At 46.5% G+C, this 19956-nt stretch carries 9 protein-coding genes; 3 read left to right on the top strand and 6 right to left on the bottom strand.

The annotated features are described in order from the left end of the window. Nucleotides 1–2: 2 nt before the first annotated feature. The 3 genes from OAG1_RS14215 to OAG1_RS14205 all read left to right on the top strand — a co-directional run bounded on the left by OAG1_RS14215 (nt 3) and on the right by OAG1_RS14205 (nt 14855). Nucleotides 3–1328, top strand: a complete 1326-nt coding sequence (locus tag OAG1_RS14215) for an HlyD family type I secretion periplasmic adaptor subunit (RefSeq protein ID WP_338621747.1) — start codon at nt 3–5, stop codon at nt 1326–1328. 12 nt (nt 1329–1340) lie between these two features. Then, on the top strand, nt 1341–14057 hold the full coding sequence (locus tag OAG1_RS14210; RefSeq protein ID WP_338621746.1) for a VCBS domain-containing protein: 12717 nt from the start codon (nt 1341–1343) through the stop codon (nt 14055–14057). A 186-nt stretch (nt 14058–14243) separates the two neighbouring features. Then, nucleotides 14244–14855 (top strand): hypothetical protein, encoded by a 612-nt coding sequence (locus tag OAG1_RS14205; protein ID WP_016401291.1) that lies wholly within the window; start codon nt 14244–14246, stop codon nt 14853–14855. On the opposite strand, the gene OAG1_RS14200 is transcribed toward OAG1_RS14205, so the two are convergent. Genes OAG1_RS14200 through phnL form a run of 6 tightly spaced genes read right to left on the bottom strand, consistent with a single transcriptional unit; the run spans nt 14828 to nt 19935 of the window. Continuing rightward, complete coding sequence (locus OAG1_RS14200; protein WP_338621745.1) at nt 14828–16072, bottom strand: MFS transporter; 1245 nt, start codon at nt 16070–16072, stop codon at nt 14828–14830. The two genes, OAG1_RS14205 and OAG1_RS14200, sit on opposite strands and share 28 nt — an antisense overlap. Then, on the bottom strand, nt 16072–16725 hold the full coding sequence (locus OAG1_RS14195; RefSeq protein WP_338621744.1) for a DapH/DapD/GlmU-related protein: 654 nt from the start codon (nt 16723–16725) through the stop codon (nt 16072–16074). The genes OAG1_RS14200 and OAG1_RS14195 overlap by 1 nt, the downstream gene beginning before the upstream one ends. 16 nt (nt 16726–16741) lie before the next feature. Next, complete coding sequence (gene phnP / locus OAG1_RS14190) at nt 16742–17494, bottom strand: phosphonate metabolism protein PhnP (protein WP_338621743.1); 753 nt, start codon at nt 17492–17494, stop codon at nt 16742–16744. Further along, a complete protein-coding gene (phnN, locus tag OAG1_RS14185) occupies nt 17491–18093 on the bottom strand; it encodes a ribose 1,5-bisphosphokinase (RefSeq protein WP_338621742.1) in 603 nt (200 codons plus the stop codon). The genes phnP and phnN overlap by 4 nt, the downstream gene beginning before the upstream one ends. Further along, a complete protein-coding gene (gene phnM, locus OAG1_RS14180) occupies nt 18093–19229 on the bottom strand; it encodes an alpha-D-ribose 1-methylphosphonate 5-triphosphate diphosphatase (RefSeq protein WP_338621741.1) in 1137 nt (378 codons plus the stop codon). The genes phnN and phnM overlap by 1 nt, the downstream gene beginning before the upstream one ends. A gap of 4 nt (nt 19230–19233) precedes the next feature. Beyond that, the gene (gene phnL / locus OAG1_RS14175) at nt 19234–19935 is read right to left on the bottom strand and encodes a phosphonate C-P lyase system protein PhnL (protein ID WP_338621740.1); all 702 of its coding nucleotides are present in this window, start codon (nt 19933–19935) and stop codon (nt 19234–19236) included. Between the last annotated feature and the right edge of the window lie 21 nt (nt 19936–19956).

Below are 19956 nucleotides of genomic sequence, written 5' to 3'. Positions count from 1 at the left end.
ATATGGAACAGCGTCAATTGTCTAATCGTATTTGGCCAGAACATGAATTTACTGATGCCATCGAAGCCCCCGCGGAGAGAACGCTGATTAGGCGTATTGCGTGGTTTATCGCGTTGTCGGTATTGGGGATGCTGTTGTGGTCGATTTTTACCACTGTGGAAGAAATTGCTAAAGCCAAAGGGCAGGTGGTGCCACTGGGTCACCGGCAAGTTATTCAAAGCCAGCTGGGTGGAACTTTAGCCTCTGTGAGTGTAGAGGAAGGTGACGTGGTTAAGCAGGGCGATGTACTGGCAAATTTTGTGGCCATTGATAGCCAGTCTTTAGAGGAAGAATTAGCCAGCAAACAAGCCAACTTAGAATTACGTATAGAGCGTTATAACGCCTTTGTTGAGCAGCGCCAAGCTAACTTCTCGGCATTTGAAGCAGAGTATCCTAAATTGGTGGCGCAGCATGTTTCAGCACTTAAAAGGATGAATGCTGAGTTAGCTGCAACCTCGGCATTAACAGAATCGGAGATAGCTAAAGCTAAGGCAGAATTAGCAGCAGTAGAGAATGAAGTGCCAGCATTAAGTGATCAAATAGCGGCTTCGCGTAAAACTATCAACATGATGAAATCACCTGGTGGCATCCAGGTGGTTTCTAAATTACAGGTACTTGAAGCTCAACAAAAGCTCGACTCTTACATAAGAGAGCTAAAATCTTTAGAGGGTAAAGAACAAGTTTTAAGTAAAAGTCTAACTAACCTCAGTAAGCAACTAGATCAGAAAAATGCTGCTTTGTTCAATCAAGTAGGTGAAAAGCGAGCTGAGGCTCAAGCCGAACTGTTAGGGGTTGAGGCGCGTTTAAAGTCTTCCGGTTCACAAGTTTCTCAAACTACTGTTTTGGCGCCGGTTGATGGGATTGTGCAATCTATTCCGACTACCTCCTCAGGCAGCGTAATTGCACCAGGCGGAACTGTCGCAGTAATTGTTCCCACTACCAAGGAAGCGCTAATCGAAGCCAAACTATCTCCACGTGATATTGGTTTTGTTACTGAAGGACAGCCTGCAAGGGTGAAAATAGACGCCTTTGATTACAGCCGATATGGGGCATTAGATGGAATTGTTCAGCGGATTTCTCCTTCTACAGATACCGATGAGAAAGGAGGTGTTTTCTATAAGGTGAAAATCAGCATTGAGAGACCGTTTTTTAACAATGATCCCGAGCGCTTTGGTTTAATTCCAGGGATGACTGGTGAGGTAGATATTGTGACGGGTGATAAAACGGTATTTCAATACTTATGGAAGCCAGTATTTACCAACATAACCACTGCCTTTGGCGAACGTTAAGAGAGGTTTGTTATGACTAAGCCGCAAGATAAATCAGCCTCAAATGCCAAAGGCAAACTCTCTAAAAGCAGTAACAGCGTCAACAAAGATAAAGGCATAAAAAAAGCCAAGCGTATCGATGAAGATGTAGCACGGCTTAAGGCAAAAGAGTTACGGGATGTAAAAACCGCAGGTTTAAGCAATCAAGATTTGGTTGCTGATAAATCCCATCAGCAACAGCTAAGTGAGCAGCAGGCTTTACCAGACGAGGGATTATTGTCAGAAGCCACAAACCCGTCAGAGACAATTTCGAAAACTGGTAAAGGTGGGGAATCTGCTAATGCTAAATCCTCCGAATCCGACGACACTTCAAAAGCCGTTGCTGGCGCTGCCTTGGTGGAAGCTGCCTTAATTGATGATAGCAAAGCGACAGCAAGAGTGGGTAAAGGAGGGGGTAGCAGTGCCAACTCTCATTGGTTTGCTGCACATTCACTTCTTAATCATGTTGGGGTTAAGGGTTTAACGAGCAACCAGTTGGTAAATGTTGAGGGTAATCATTATAAGCCCAGTGTGACAGTACAACAGCTTACTAAAGTTAATCACTCTCAAACTGACCAGCAGCAAGCACCGGTTATTCATGCTGAAGGGGCACAGCAACAAAGCGGATCAGTAAAAGAAGATAAAGTGAGCGAGGTGAGCGGTCAGTTGCATGTTGCTGGTGTTGACGCTAACCAAGTAAGCTGGTCAGTTGAGTCTGGAAGTGGGGTATATGGCCAGCTGGTTGTAGACTCTCATACTGGGCAGTGGCGTTATCAGTTGGATAATGTACTAGCTACGACCAATGCTTTGGCTGAAGGAGAGCACCATAGTGAGCAATTTGTTGTTTTAGTTAAAGACAATCTGCAGCATCAAATCAAAATGGTGGTTTCAATAGAGGTGGAGGGCAGTAATGATAAACCCCAAATCTCTGGTTTGCACCATGCCAACGTTACTGAGATGGCTGCACTTTCTGAAGTTGATGGTCAGTTATTCGCTAAAGATCCAGACCACAATGAGCAACTACAATGGGCAGTTAGCCACTCTCAAGGTCAATATGGCCGATTAACTATTAACCCTGATAATGGGCAGTGGCAATATCAGCTTGATAATAAGCAACCTGCAACCCTTGCGTTAATCGAAGGGCAAAAGGGGGTTGAGCATTTTGTTGTTAGTGTAACCGACAGTGCTGGTGAAGTAGTTAAGCAAGACTTAACTATTCAAGTTCTTGGCACTAATGAACAGGCGATCATTGGCGGAGGGTATAGTGGCTTACTCAGCGAAGATAAAGATGTTCATCAAGGGCAACTGCGCGCAGATGGTGTATTAACAGTTACGGATCTGGATAGCGGTCAAAACCAGTTCCAAGCCAATGTGCTACAAGGGCAGTTTGGTAGCTTATCTATTGACGAACTTGGCCATTGGACATACACAGCTGACAATTCTCAGACCGCCATTCAAGGCCTTAACAGTGGCGAGTCACTCACCGACACATTGTTGGTGCATTCAGTTGATGGCACTGAACAGAAAATCACTGTCACTATTAACGGCACCGATGACAAAGCTGTGATAGGAGGTACTGCAACCGCCACATTAACCGAAGGCAAAGACCTTCATAGCGGACAGCTTCGCGTTGATGGCGCGTTAACAATTACTGACGCAGACAATGGCGAAGCCCAGTTCCAAGCAACGGCTTTGCAAGGGCAGTTCGGTACGCTGACTATCAATAATCTCGGCCATTGGACCTACACAGCGGATAACTCACAAGCCACGATTCAAGGTCTAAAAACGGGTGATTCGGTTACGGATACGTTATTGGTTCACAGCGTCGATGGCACTGAACAAAAAATCACTGTCGCGATTAACGGTACTGATGACAAAGCAGTGATTGCAGGCACCAGTACAGCTACGCTCACCGAAGATAAAGACGTGCATGGTGGTCAACTGCGTGTTGATGGCGCACTTAACATCACCGATGCTGACAACGGCCAAGCCCAGTTCAATGCCGAGAGCCTGCAAGGCCAATTCGGTACGCTTTCTATCAATAATTTGGGTCACTGGACCTACACAGCTGATAATGCGCAAGCGGCGATTCAAGGGCTTAAAACAGGTGAGTCACTGACTGAGACCCTAATCGTTCACTCAATTGATGGCACTGAGCAACAAGTGACTATCAAAATCAATGGCACAGACGATAAGGCTGTCATTGCAGGTACCGCAACAGCCACAGTAGCCGAGGACAAAGATGTTCAGCAAGGTCTACTACAAACCCAAGGCCAGCTAACAGCTACAGATGCAGACTCGGGACAAGGGTATTTTTTGGCTCAAACGAGTACAACCCAATATGGCCAATTTCAAATCGATGTCAATGGTCATTGGCATTATCATGCCGACAATAGCCAATTAGCCATTCAATCTCTCGCCCAAGGGCAAAAGCTCACCGATTCCGTCATTATAAAAACGGCTGACGGTACAGAACAAACCTTATCGGTAGATATCCTTGGCAGTAACGATAACGCTGTAATCAGTGGCAATCATAGCGCTACCATTACCGATGCAGCCAATGCGCCGAATATCTTACTCGCTAACGGGCAATTAACGGTTACCGACACTGACGTTGGAGAAAATCACTTCCAAGCTCAATTGATAGCTGGCAGTCATGGTAGTTTCTTAACAATTGATGCAGACGGTGCTTGGATATACAGTGTCGATAGATACAACACCGATATAGTCAGTTTAAAAGCAGGCGAAAAGCTCAATGAGAGCTTCACTGTAACCAGTGTCGATGGGACTTCTCAAGTTATCACGGCGACCGTATTAGGCAGTAATTCTCCAGCAATTATTACTGGCCAAAACGTTGCGCTGCTAAAAGAAGATACGGCGCAATTATCGGCTAATGGGCAGCTCAATATATTCGACCCAGATAAAGGTGACATGCAGTTCACAGCTGAAACACTGCAGGGAAAATATGGTCAACTGCTGGTCAATGATAAAGGAGAGTGGCACTACCAACTCAACAACAGCTCGCAAGCGGTTCAGTCATTACAAGAAAACCAGCTCGGATTGGAAACCTTTTTTGTAAAATCTACTGATGGCACTCCTCATGGCATACAAATTCAAGTCCTTGGCAGTAATGACAGAGCCGATATTCAAGGTGTTGATACCGGGACAGTGACCGAAGATAAACTCACTTCAGGATTATTAACGACCTCAGGGCAACTGACGATTACCGATGTAGACGCCGGGCAGAACATTTTCCCGTCAGGGACTCAAGATGGCCTATTTGGGCAGCTTGTCATCAGTAATGATGGTCATTGGCAATATCTCGCAAATAATCAACAAAATGCCATTCAACAACTCCCAAAAGGTGCCACCCTTCAAGAAACATTTATTGTTCACTCAATTGATGGGACCGAGCATAAAATTCAGGTTAATGTCGCCGGGGAAAACGATATTGCCACAATTAGTGGTGATAAAACTGGTTCAGTGTCGGAAGATTTACACGTTAATCATGGCTACCTGCAAACCGATGGGCAATTAACGGCTTTAGATGTAGACAGCGGGGAGTCGCAATTTATTGCCGCCTCTTACACTGGTACTTATGGCACAGTAAGCATAAATACTTCAGGCCATTGGCAATACACAGCTGACAACGCACAATCTGCTATTCAAGAGTTAAAAGCCGGTGAATCACTAACAGAAAACATTTTGGTTAAATCAGCTGACGGAACCGAGTCCGGTCTTAGCATTACCATTAACGGCACAGAAGATAAAGCAACCGTCACCGATGCTCAAACGGACATGAATTTACGCGGCGTTACTGAAGATCGCGGCTACATAGATACCCATTACGATCTGCACTATGACGGTCAATTAAACATTCAAGATCCCGACAAAGGCGATAACAGTTTTGACCCTAATATAGGTCCACAAACTTACCAAGGTATTGGTTACGATACTAAACTCGGTGGGCATATCTTACTCATGCAAGATGGCCACTACACCTATACGCTGGACAACCGTCATATTCAAGACCTTGCCGCCGGCGAAACAAAAACAGATTCGGCGATTATCCGCACCGCTGACGGCACTGAGCATACCATCAAACTTAGTGTACACGGCACCAATGATACTCCCACAGTGAGTGCACAGTCACAGTCTGTCACTGAAGGTGGCGCCATCCTAAATGGGCAGATGATAGGCCATGATATTGATACTGGTGCACAACTACGTTACTCAGCACCACAGATAGATGGACTCACATTAAACCCCGACGGCAGCTACAGCTTTGACCCTAGCCATGCAAGTTATCAATCACTAGCCTCAGGGGTAACAAAAACGCTAACGATTCCAGTCACCGTCACTGATGAGCATAATGCCAGCGCCACACAAAACCTTTCTATTAGCATAACCGGCACCAATAATGCTGCCGTTATTGGTGGAGTTGATACTGGCGATGTCAGCGAGGGAACTGCTGGACAAGATATGTCGCCAGATTATGCTCAGCCAGGCATGGCTAAGTTCGGGCAAGCAGCATTAACAGCTGATGGCAAGTTAGATATTGTTGACCCCGATACAGCAGAATCTCAGTTTGATCCTAAAGGCGGTGCCTGGAATAACTCTTACCACGGACAATATGGACACTTACTCTTAAACACAGATGGTACTTGGCATTACGACGTGACGGTTGGAAGCGTTGATTGGGTCGGAAATCGTAAGACAACAATCGGCACTGCCATTGATAAATTAGGTGAGCATCAAACGTTAACTGATACCATTACTGTATACGCTAAAGATGGCACATCTCACGATATTATTATTACTATTCATGGTGATAATGACCGCCCATATTGCTCTTCAGAAGTGCTGCTTGCTAGTGGCAAAGAAGATCTAGCTCAAACCATCTCTGTCGTTGATCTTTTAGCAAACACCATAGACGTGGATGCCAATGATGCAGGCAAACTCACCATTGCCAATCTACATGCTGATCATGGCTCTATTCTCACTAACCAAGATGGAACCTTTACCTTTACTCCAGACAAAGACTACAACGGTCAAGTCCATTTCACCTATGACGTCTTAGATGCTCACGGTGGTATCACCCACACCGGAGCGACAACAACACTTAGCGCGGTGAGAGACAGTGCTGTCATCACAGAGGTCAGTAGTGGCAGTATTACTGAAGATGGGGCCCACAGTAGTAATGTTAATGGCACCGTCACCGAGATTGCTAATGGTACCCTCAATGTCGTTGATCCCGATAGCGGTGAAAATGCATTTAGATATAGTCAATTTGGCGAAACAAAAATTCATGACCCGTTTGGTGGTCAGCTACGCATTGACAGTGCTGGTAGCTGGGCCTATAGCGTTGATAACGCCAACCTGCAGCATCTAGCACAAGGTCAAACTGAAATCGTAGTATATCGTGTGCATAGTAAAGACGGTACGCCTTACGATCTGCATATTAATGTTACCGGAACCAATGATGCACCAACGATCAATCAGGTACATTTAACCAACGGTACTGAAGATGTCAGTTACCAGATGCAAGCAAGTCAGTTTGGCTTTACTGATATTGATACTGGCGACACCTTACAGGCTATTACCTTAACTAACTTGCCAAGCTTAGCAGCAGGTAAATTTGTACTTGATGGACGTGATGTGTCTGTAAATCAGATTATCGATGCCGGAGATATCAGTAAGCTGCAGTTTGTTCCAGCGAAAGACTTTAATGGTGATGTTCATTTCAGTTATACCGTGAATGATGGCCATGCCGATTCCGCTCCCGCTCAGGCATCCATCAATATCGCAGCAGTGAATGACCCATTAACTGACAGTGGTGCCCGCAATTTAGGCACAACGGATGAAGACCATTCGATTCATATTACACAGGCGCAGCTACTTGAACATTTGTCAGACCCTGACGGTTCACTGCAGATTGTTGGTACCCCAACTTCATCCCACGGAACCTTTAATGGCGACGCAATTCACGGCTACACGTTTACGCCTACTGCCAACTTTCATGGCGACAATGTCGATATTATTTACCAAGTTACCGATGGCACCAACCAGAGCACGGCGCATGCAAATATTGACATTACCTCTGTGACCGATAGCGCTCATGCAACACTAAGCTTTACCACTGAACAACAGGTAATGAAGTTTGATAGTAGTGGTCAAGGTTCGGTAATGAACAATGGCGAACTACAAACAGGCGACACGATCTCCAATATTGCCGTGGAGTTCAACGTCATCGGTGGCAATCAGGTTGCTACACAAGGTATACATGGGGCAACGTTTATTAGTTATGGGAACAGCCATTCCACCAACGAACTTTACGCTTGGAAACCATCAAATCTAACCGTATCGATTTGTGGCACTGAGTATGCGACAGGTATTGACACTACTGCTGACAATTTAACCCACCGTTACACACTATTGTGGGACTCCCACTCTGGCATCTTACAAGTATTGCAAGATGGTAAAGTAAAATTCACCCAAGATAATGTCCATCAAGGTGATACGATGCCAGGTAAGGGGATGCTGTCGCTAGCGCAGGATCAAGATGGCAACTTAGTCCATGAGGATGGCCACCATCAAAATCATGGTTTTCAGCCCAAAGATGCATTCCATGGGCAAATATTCAGTGCTGCAATGGTCACTAATCATCCCGTTGATGCCAGCTTATTATCACAAGCCCCGTTAAATAGCGTTGTGGATAAAAATAATGGCTTGGTTATTGATATTAGGATGGCAAATGGGGTCGCGAGCGATCTTACTGGCCATCATCAAATCACAACAACAGCTACTGGAGTGATATCAGAAGTCGTGCAAGTCGACAGCACCTTGGTCCCACCAAATCCTGATGCGCTCATTCGCTTAAATCCTGTCATCACTCCCCCTACCGATACTGACGACAAAATTGTCAAAACAGAGATTACTGGATTACTAAAAGGTACTGTTATCAGTGATGGACATGGGCATAGTCACACTATTAATGGAATGACAGATAAAGTCGATGTTAAAGATTGGTCGTTAGCCGATTTAACTGCACAATTGCCTGGTGGCGATAGTCACAATATGAATATAGGACTCATTGTCACCACCCAAGGACCAGACAATACTCAAGCGATAGACAGCCATTTTCAGGCATTAGTTCTGGATCCAACCAAACCAGTTCCCAATGCCCAAATTGGTGGTGATGATCTTGCCAATACTGATGAAGATACCAGCATCTCTGGCGTGCTAAGTGTGCAAGATACAGATACCGCGCAAATGCACTTTAATGTTGCTGCTCTAGATGGCACCTATGGCCACCTCGATATGTCAAGCAATGGTCATTGGACTTTCACACCGAATGCCACCGCTAATGCGTTAACCAAAAATGATCAGGTACACGAAACCTATACCGTTTCTAGTATTGATGGCACCCAACACCAAATCACCATCAACATTGATGGCCGTGACGATAACCCAATCGTTACTGAACTCGCAGCACCTAAAACCGTTATTGAAGACGGCGGACACGACCACGTTCGCACTTCAGGCATGCTAAGTATCAGCGATCCAGATACTGGAGACACCCATAGCATTACCGAACAAACCGATGTGTTGGGTACATATGGACACTTTACAATTGCAGCCAATGGCGGCTGGCATTACGAACTTGATAATGCTTTAGCTGCTACTCAAGCCTTAACCGAAGGGCAACACGTTACCGAAACATTTAATGTAGTCGTTACCGATAATGAAGGTGGTCAAACAACTCACACCATGCACTTTGACGTACAAGGTAGCAATGAAGCACCAACGATTGCGACACAAGTCATCCATGCTATTGAAGATGTTAGTTATCACTTTACTGATGTTGACTTTGGTTTTACTGACAGCGATGGCGGCAGTTTAAGCAGTATCACCATTACGGAATTACCCGCTGCCAGTTTAGGTGTGCTGCATCTAAATGGTGCTGCCGTAACGGTTAACCAAGTCATTAGCCAAACGGATATTGCTAACCTGATATTTACCCCTGAACAAGACGTTAACGGTAGAGTTAACTTTAAGTACTCAGTTAATGATGGCCATGACAACTCATCGGTAGCAACGGCTGAAATTGATATTGCAGCAAGAAATGATGCACCGACCTCAGTTCATCTAAGTGTTAGGGATATTGAAGACCATAGCCATACTTTCAGTAAAAATGAATTCAGTTTTGCTGATGTTGATACGGGCGATACATTGCAGCACATTACCATCACTCACCTGCCCAACCCTGCACACGGTAGTTTATTATTAGATGGTCGAGCAGTGGTTGCTGGCCAGCAAATTGATGCTGATAACATTGATAAATTGGTCTTTACGCCAGTAACAGATTTTAATGGCGAGTCTGCGTTTAAGTACTCAGTAAGCGATGGCAGCCTAGACTCGAAAGAGTACACTGGCGCAATCCACATTTCAGCAGATAACGATGCGCCAACTTTCTTAGCAGGTGGGCAATTTGCATCACTGCCCATCTCGGCGGCTTACGAATTTTCGGGTAATCAAGGCACCGATCTATCAGGCCGAAATAATCATGCCGTGCTAAGTGGCACCATCACTGCCACCACAGGTGCTGATGGCACGCCAGATTCAGCAGTGCAATTTCATGGTGATAGCGGTGCCAAAATCGAAGTCCCGGATTTACAATATGGCCAAGGTATTACGGTATCCGCCACGGTAAAATTTGACTCAATAGCTGACAGTTATTCCAGAGTGTTTGATTTTGGTAATGGCCAAGCCAAAGACAACATTTTGCTCACCCATAGTGGCACCACCGATACACTACAGCTCGAATTCATCGACGCTGCGGGTCAAAAGCATGACCTAATGGTGCCTCATGGGGTCACCCCGGGCCAATGGATGAAACTGACCGCGACCATTAGTCATGATGGTCATATGGCACTGTATAATAATGGCCAGCTATTAGGGGAAACCGATAGCGGCGCAGAGCTTCCCGCTACCGCTAGAAGTCAAAATTTCATTGGCAAGAGCCACTGGTCACAAGATGGTAACCTGCATGGTGCTTTTGATAATTTTGCGGTGTTTGATCAGGTCATTTCTCCTGCACAAATTAAAGCACTTGCTGCAGCAAGTAACTTGAATGATCTGCTACATAAGTACGATCAAATAGACCACGACCAATTTCACGCAACAGTTAACGTCAATCAAAGCTTTACCATCAATCAAGATGATATTTTAAACCAAGCCACTGATATTGATGGTGACACCTTATCGGTATCCCACGTATCCATTGCTGGGAATCACGGCACGATTCACGATAATGGTGATGGCACTTGGACCGTTACCCCTCAATCCAACTATCGCGGTGAATTGAAAATCGAAGTCGACGTGACCGATGGGCAAGAAACACTACCTGCGCACCTTACAGTTCAAGTAGGGAATGCCAGCATCACAGGCGATAGCAAGCTAACTACCGACGAAACCCATGCCGTTTCGGGTCAACTTACGGTGACCGACCCCGATACCAACCAAGATCACTTCATCGCTCAAGTGCTGCCTAGCAGCCACGGGGAATTTAGTATCGATACCACTGGTCATTGGCAATATACGCCTAACAAAGCCGCACAAGCGCTGTCACAGGGCCAAAGTGCCACCGATATCGTTACAGTTAAGACTGCCGATGGCACCCAACATCAAATCAGCGTCGACCTCACTGGTAGCGACACCGCGCCAACCACCGTCACCACCGATTTAGGCAAGGTTGAATCTGGCCACACCCACGACTTTCAAGCAACTGATTTACTTGCGAATGTTACCGATGTTGATACCAGCACCGCGGGATTATCGATTGTGGCAGGTTCACTGCTCTCTCCCCATGGAACGGTAGTAACCAATCCTGACGGCAGCTATAGCTTTACTGCAACCCCAGGCTTTGTTGGTAACGATTTAGCCATTAGTTTCCAAATCAGCGATGGTCATAACACTATTGATGCCAACGCAATAATTGATGTCACGCCGCCTCTGGCAATTACCAGATTAGAATATGATACCGGTGTCAGTGACAGTGACTTTGTTACTAGCGACGGCCACATAATCTTATACGGAACTGGCGAGCCCGGTAGCACTATCATGGGCAGTGGGATTCTCAGCGGTCCTAAAGCAATTGTCGATGCAAATGGTCATTGGAAAATGGATGTCAGCGCAACAGATCGCGCCGATGGTACCTATACGCTGACCGTATTTGAAGTAAAAGCTGATGGCAGCTATGCCCAAGCCCATCATAAAATCACTATAGATACTGCTAAACCAACGCTGTCTATCGACCCTATCTCCAATGACGATTGGGTAAATCATCATGACCATCAGCAGGATTTAACTATTACAGGTGCCACAACCCATGTGGCTGATGGCAATTCGGTTGATGTGATTGTGGCTGGTACACACTATAGCGCCAGCGTTAACAATAACCATTGGCAATTGACCATTCCTGCCAACCAAGTTGCCAATATTGGCGACAACGCCTATCAAGTTCATGCTGAGGTTGTCGCTACAGCAACTGGCGATAGCGCTCATGAACAGAGGCAACTGGTGGTTTCAGCTGATCTCAGTACGCTGGTACAAACTCAAGCTGTCGAGGAGGACAGTAAGACTACTGCGACAGGAACTTTATTTGCTGTTGGCGCTAGTGAAACCGTAACCACTACCGGAGTGCTACAAGGCAACTATGGCACCTTACACATGAACGCCGATGGTAGCTATCACTACACATTGGACAACCAAGCTGCCGCGATTCAGCAAATGGGGCAAACAGATAGCCATGCAGATAACTTTTTCATCAGTTATACCAATAACCATGGCGACACCAAGCATGCCGTGGTCAATATTGGTATTCATGGCACCAACGACGCGCCTCTACTAACAGGAACCTTTGAAATATCCCGTTCAATTACCACGGGCTCAATGACCAACACCCACTCTTACGGCTATATCAATATTGATGACATTGATAACGCTGACAACCTCAACGTCGAGTACATAGATAATCAAGGCGGCCACCATCAATTGGATTTCACTCCAGGCAACCGCAATATAATTGATGTACAGGGCATTGGTTACTTTAATATTGATGCCGACGGTCGCTGGGACTTTACCTTTAGCCACAGTGGTCCGGAGCGAGACAAACTCAATCAGGAGGTGGCTGCAGGTAAAATTCATACCGAAACCGTTACCCTCAAAGTTACCGATGGCAGCGGTGAGAGCCGAGAAGAACATCTAACAGTACACATTGGTGACGGTAAAACCGGGCCGCAAATTTTCGGCGCGTCCGAGTCTGTGGTTACCGAAGATAAAGTCACACGCTCGCACGGTTTACTCGATTTATTAGTTGGTGATGTCAAAGTCGCCAGCGGTGTCACCTGGGCATTGCAAGCCGGAACACGTCCGCAATACGGTGACCTAACCTTAAGTAGCGATGGCAGTTGGCAATATCAGGCCCACAACGATTCGGCTCGTGTGCAGGCCTTGGCTCAGGGTGAGCGACTTGAAGAAACAATAATGGTGACCGCTACCGACTCTCTTGGTCACAGCGTAGACCAAGCCATGAAGTTAGTGATCATCGGTACCAATGATGTACCTGTTGTTGGTCATGCCCTTGCTAATACGGTTGTTGAAGATCATCTGCTCACTCTGAGTAAAGCTGATTTACTTGCTAACGTTCACGATACAGACGCTAAAGATGTGCTTGATGTAAGCCATTTATCAATAGTCGGTGGTGGTACTATCACCCAACAAGGTGACCATTGGGTTATTAATCCAGGGGTAAATTATAATGGGGAATTACGCTTAAATTATACGGTGACCGATGGTCATGTAGCGATAGATAACACTATGGCGATTCATGTGTCGCCTGATGCCGATACTCCTACCATGATATTTACTAAGCATGTCGGTGATTTAGCTTCGCCACTCGATACTATGGCGATTTCGGGGAATGAAAATTCTGATTTAGCACTTAATATTAACGTATCCAGTCCAGATACAAATGAAACGCTCACAGTTGAAATCACAGGCGTTCCACCAGGGGCTTCGCTATCTGCGGGGACTGAAAATAACGGCATATGGACACTGCAACAAAGCGAATTAACTAACCTCAAAGTTATTCCTGAAGCTGACTTTCATGGCCATTTTGATTTAAATGTTTCAGCAATTAGTCATGATGGCAGTGAACAGGCTTCGGTTAGTCAAACTATTGGAGTTGATGTACTAGCGGCACCTGTACTCGCCGGAATAGGGCAATCAGATGCTCCACAAAGTGACACTGAAACAGATACGCTGACCTTTAGTTCAAATGTTGATGCCGATTTATCCAACGTGGCAAGCACTGGAGTTCTCAATGATCCTATTGCTCCGGTAGACCACTACTTTCAAATGTTGGGAATGACCAGAGATAACACGCCATTGGAGTCTTCTGATGGCGACCAAACAGATCTACTACCTGAATTTAACGTAGACAACCCTTTAGCTGATGCAGATGATTTAGCATTACAATCGTCGGATCCGTTTGACAATCCATTGGCTGAAGGTGAGGACCAACATCATCAACTTGATGATGCCCAAGACAATAATCATAGCCAACTTGTTGATGATAATACGGTTGTGGATAGTCATGATGATGAGCTGTTGCATTCGGCGCTCAACAATATGCATAATCAATGGTAAATATATCGAATGTTGTTTGAGCTAAATGAATATCAAATATTGCACTAAAATAAGGCGATATGTTAATTTTTAGCAAAATAAACTAAAAGGGGATGGTGAGGTAGTTTTTTCTCTTGGTGTTCACTAAGTGGCGTGGCAAAATGCCGCCTTACCCTCATATGAAGTTGTTTAGTTAAAGGACTCAACATGAAATTACGCCTCGCTGTTGTTGGCGCTGCTATGTTCGCTGCTCTTCCTGCTCAAGCCGATCTACTAGGTTTAACACTGGCTAGCCATATCGCTCAAACCAATACTGACCCAAAAGCCTCGTCGGCTTGGCAAGGTGATTTAGAGCTGCGTTTTAAGCATCCTATCCCGCTAATTCCAAATGTGGCAGTAGGTGCTAACAAACGTAAGCAAGGTGATGCGGCAGATGGTTCTAGCTACCAAGGTGAGTTGTATTACAACTTGTTTGATACTGCAGGCCTTTATCTAGATGTGGGTGCGGGTTACGAGCGTTGGGACAGTGCCAACACTGCCTTAGCTGGCTCTGATGACGGTGAGCAAGTATACGCTGTAGGGCGTGTGGCTTGGCGTTTCCCTGGTTCTGGCTTAGGTTTGGAAAGTGATTTAAAACTGTCGCTTACCGATGAAGATTACAAAGCTAACCGTTTCCGCGCGGGTGTTAACTACGAACTGTTTGATTTAGTGGCGAGCACTATTGATATCTCTGCCGGTTACCAGTACGAAGATATTGCAACACGTAGCTACAGCACCAGTAATAGCGGCGCTTACTTAGGTTTAGCTGTTAACTTCTGATAGCGAGTTATTTTGGCAGTTTGTTGCAAACAACAGGCTGCCATTGCCATAAACCCTAGGCCTGCACTAAGGCTGACTAAACCAAAAATACCCTGCTGCTGATTTAACTGCCAAGCAAAAGCACCAAGAAATGGGGCACTTGCGCTGGCGAGTAAATAGGGCACGGCCAACATTCCCGATATCGCTCCAAAGCCTTGTTCACCGAGTAATTGTTTGGTTAACACTGGCCGCAAAATACTGGTCACACCATAAGCACTCCCTTGTAATACGACAAACAGCCAAATAAGGTGCTGGAGATGATCGAGCTGCCACAATAAACCGGCGGCAACGAGCAAACTGCCAAAACACAGCATGGTTATAAGGGTATTCGATAGCCGTTTATCTACACTGATCATTGCGATGCGCCCAAGCACTTGCATTGGGCCAATCATCGCCATGACTAACACGGCATTATCTGCGCTAAAGTTGAGAGCGTGCATGCTTGGTAGTAAAAAGTTGACCAATACCGTGTGGTTAAGTGCGCTAAGAGAAAAGGCTAAGGCAATAAACCAGAACACTGCGTTTTTAAGCTGAGCATTTGGCGCGCTCGATTGCTTAATGTTTGCGATGGCTTTCGTTTTGCCAAGCTCTGAGCTTTGGGCCCCTTGAATTAACTTGGCGCTAATAAACAGCAATGGTGTAGCGATGAGCAAAACAATCAAGGCCAAACTCATGGATGTCATTCGCCAGCCTAAGAGGTCGATAAGGTAATGGCAAAGTGGAAAGCTTAGGGTACCTGCAAAGCCAGCATATAAGGTGACTTTGGTGATCGCCGATTTAGCGTTGTCCCCGCGATAACGGGTAAGAAAAGCAAAACAAGGTTCGTATAAACACCCAGCGCTAGCGCAGCCTAGCACTAACCAAGCAGCATAAAACTGCCATAAGCTCTGCACTTGGCTAACGGCCAGCAAAGCCATTCCGCCCAGCATAGCGCTGCAGCTTAAAACCCGTGGGCCAAACCCTTTGTCGATTAAACGGCCAATAAATGGCGAGCAAAGCGCAGAGGCGACTAAGCAAATCGTGAATGCTAACGAGACATCGGCAATCGACCAAGCAAGCTGCTGATGCCAAGTGAGCAGCGTGGCAGGAAAGCTATAGTAAAGGCATGCCCAAAGCAGTGTTTGGGCAATGGCCATTCCATGAGTGGCTAAGCGAACTTTCGTTGGGGTTAGTGCCACTAAACGCTTTCGCTTAACAGTTGTTTCTCATAATGCTCTAGAAAGCTTAAGCAGTCTTCTTGGAATAATGGCAGGGCCTCGGCAAGTTTTTCATGCGACCAATCCCACCAGGCGAGTTTTTCTAGGCGCTCGCCAGTGTTTGGTTCATCAAAGCGCGGCCTCAATACCTTGGCAGGATTACCCACCACGATGTGCCAAGCGGGTACATCTTTAGTAACAATACTGCCAGAGCCTACAATGGCGCCATTACCGATGTTTACACCCGGCATAATAATCGCACCGTGGCCAATCCATACATCGTGACCAATCTTCACTTTGTTATCTGCGCGCCAATCAAATACCTGTTCGTCTACTTTTGCTGCCATTCCATACTTTTGCGGGCGGTAGCTAAAGTGGTGCAGGCTTGGTCGCCACCACGGGTGGTTGCTGGGATTTACCCTTACGCTTGAAGCAATAGAGACAAACTTTCCTACTTCGCATAAAGCAATATCTACGTCATTTTGAGCGTAGCTGTAATCACCAAATTGCACGTTGTCTAATAGGCAGCGCTCGCCAATTTCAGTCCAGCTACCTAGTTTAGAGCTAGTTATCTTACTGTTATTAGCTACGCTGGGCTGGCTGTTTAAATTTGCGCCGGGATCTACTATCGCCATGGTTATTCCTTTGAAGTTATAGGCTTAGGCATAATTCATCATGCCCAACCAGCACATTGCTGGGAAAGCAGTTGGGGTGTTGCATGAGGTATTCGTCTAAATCGTGGCCAATGTGGGTGAGCACCCAAGTGCTGTCGGGCAGTGCATGTGCTAACTCAAGCACATCGCTAAGATTATTGTGATTGCCTGAACGATGCAGAGGAGAGTTACTGCAATCAATCACTACATACTTTGGCGGCTGGCGCAGCAATTGTTGCCAGCTTTGGTCTGGGATCCCTAGGGTATCGGTTAGGTAGGCAATCCGGCCATTTTCGCTGGTAAACAAGTAGCCTAGAGTAGGTTTTGAATGATTTAACGCTAGCGGAGTTATGTTGATATCGGCTAACGAAAAGCTATGCAAGGCCTGCCTAGCTGGCTGAAAATCTAGTAAACCAGGGTGCTTAAATAGGTCATCACACCCTAAGGGATCATCCGGGTGATAAACCGGAATTGGCTCGGCCACTCCCCAGCGTAATTCAAATAAAGCTTGTACATGATCCATGTGAAAGTGGGTGAGTAACATGGCACCAATAGACCCAGCCGGAAAGCGGGTTTGTAACTGCGGATGGTTGGCATCGATGAGTATTCGTTGGCCGTTTACTTCTAGCACCGCTGAGCAAAGTAATCTTGCTTTGCTGGGGTCTAAGCTTGCTCGCTGGCAGGCGAGGCAATCGCAGCCGTACACTGGACAGCCTGTTACATTGCCGGTGCCAAGTAGGGTTAGTTTCATTGGATATATAACTCGGTCGTTTCGGTTTCAATGTATTTGAGCAGCTTGCTCACGGTGCAGTCTAGATTGCGGTTGTTGTCTAAGCGCCAACACTCTTCTGGTAGAGAAGCCTGATATTGTTCGCTGCGGCGCAGCCGTGCTGAGATATCGTGTTCAGATTCACGACCGCGCTTGCGCAGGCGTTCGGCCAATATGCTGGGGTCTACATCCAAGGCGATTATTCGCAAGCGCTCCCCAAATAACTCTTCAGCTAAGGGGATCTGTTGGCGAGAGCCGTTGAAAAGCACCGAGAACCCCATGCTCAACCAAGTATTTACTTCATTACCCACTGCGTAATTGCAGCCATTGGCCTGCCAGTCCATCGCAAATAAGCCGCTGTGTTTACGATGGGTGAACTCTGGCACGCTTAAGGCAATGTGATTTTCACCGCTATCATCTACCGCGCGGGTGATGTAGCGATGAGCAATCAGCAGGTTGCTGTCCGCTTGCAACTGGCTACGTAAGCCATTAATTATGCTGTCTTTACCTGAGCCAGAAGGCCCCACCAAGTAAAACAACTTGGCTTCGCCGTTTAGTTCACTGGCAGTTAGCGAAGTCATCAAAATACTCGCTCTCCTTCGCGCCATACTTGCATTACTTGCAAGCGCTCATCATTGGGTTTGGCTAATACCAAGTCGGCCCGTTTACCCTCGCAAATACTGCCTCGGTCGTCCATGCCTAAGGTATGTGCTGGAGTTAGGCTAACCATTTGAATGGCCTGACAAAGATCGTAGTTGTTATCTTCCATGTTAGCCACCATATATGCGGCATCGAGTAAACTGGCTGGGTAGTAATCAGACGACAAAATATCCAGCACGCCTTCGCGAGCCAGCTCTGCCGCGGCTACATTGCCAGAGTGAGAGCCGCCACGCACAATATTTGGCCCGCCCATCATTACCTGCAAACCCGCTTCGTGCGAGGCTTTAGCCGCAGCAACAGTGGTAGGGAACTCGGCAACAGCACAACCTAATGATGCAGACTCTAGGGCGTGTTCAAGTGTGGCGTCGTCATGGCTGGCCAAGGCAATGCCTCGCTCGCGAGCAGAGGCTGCAATGTGTTTACGATTTGCGTCTGACCACTGCTCGGACGCGGCAGTTTGCTCGGCTTCAAAAGCTGCCATTTCTTTATCGTTTAAGCCGTATTTGCCCATGTAGTAAGTGCGATACTTTTCGCTGTCTACAAATTGGCGTTGGCCTGGTGTGTGGTCCATTAACGACACCATGGCTACTGGCCCTTGCTCAACCAAGGTTTCGAATATGTTGGCGGTATCAGCATTCGGTAGTTCGCAGCGTAAGTGCAGCATGTGCTCTGCGCGATTAACGCCGCGTTGCTGGCTATTCACAATGGTGTGTAGCATCCGCTCAAGGTTGGCAAGGCGAGTGCCGTGGTCGTTAATGTAGCCCAGTGCAATGGCATCAAGCACGGTAGTGATACCGCTGGAAATCATTAAGGCATCGTGGCTGGCCATGGCCGAACCGCTGGGCCAGCTCACCTTAGGCCGTGGGGTGAAAAACTTCTCTAAGTTGTCGGTATGCAATTCAATAAGGCCTGGCAGCAGGTAAGCGCCGTCGCCGTTTATGGCACTGCTGTGTTGGCTTTGAGTATCACTAAGCGCCACGATGCGGCCTTCACGAACTTCTAGTGACCCTGTTACTACTTCATGTTCCAGAACCATATTTACATTGGTAATAATCATCACACTATCCTGCTAATTGTGCTGGTTGTTGCATGTTGTGTAAGCGGTCTGCGACTAAATCGCGCACCCAAACATCGTGAAATATGCCAACAATGGCTGCGCCGCGTTGTTTGGCGGCCAAAATTAATTCAACCACTTGCTGGGCATTGTGTTTGTCTAATGAGGCGGTTGGTTCGTCTAGCAACAATATTGGGTAATCGAGGGCGAAGCCGCGGGCAATGTTGACCCGTTGTTGTTCGCCACCAGAGAAGGTAGCGGGTGCTAGGCTCCATAAGCGCTCAGGCACGTTTAGATGGCTTAATAAGGTTTCGGCTTTAGCTTTAGCTTGGCTATCGCTAATGCCATTTTCTAACATCGGTTGCATTACGATATCTAAGGCCGATAAACGTGGAATAACCCTTAAAAACTGGCTTACCCAACCAATGGTATTGCGGCGTAAAGCAATAATTTCTCTTGCTTGAGCGGTAGCTAAATCTAGCCACTGTTCACCTTGGCTAATCAGCAATTCACCTTCATCAACTTGATAGTTGCCGTAAAGGGAACGTAATAGGCTAGATTTACCAGAGCCAGAGCTGCCGTTAAGCACCACACACTCTCCGGCAAAAATCTCTAGATTTTGCTGGCGTAAAACCGGTAAACGCGCAGCACCTTGATTGTGTAATACAAAGGTTTTGTTGATGTTTTTAGCGATCATGACGGGTTTCATGATGAATCCTTGTAAGCTAGG

Origin of the sequence: Agarivorans sp. OAG1 (genome assembly GCF_037076485.1) — a bacterium.
Taxonomy (GTDB): Bacteria; Pseudomonadota; Gammaproteobacteria; order Enterobacterales; family Celerinatantimonadaceae; genus Agarivorans; species Agarivorans albus.
Note: the sequence above shows the minus strand (reverse complement) of the source record. Positions and strands in the feature narration are given on the sequence as shown.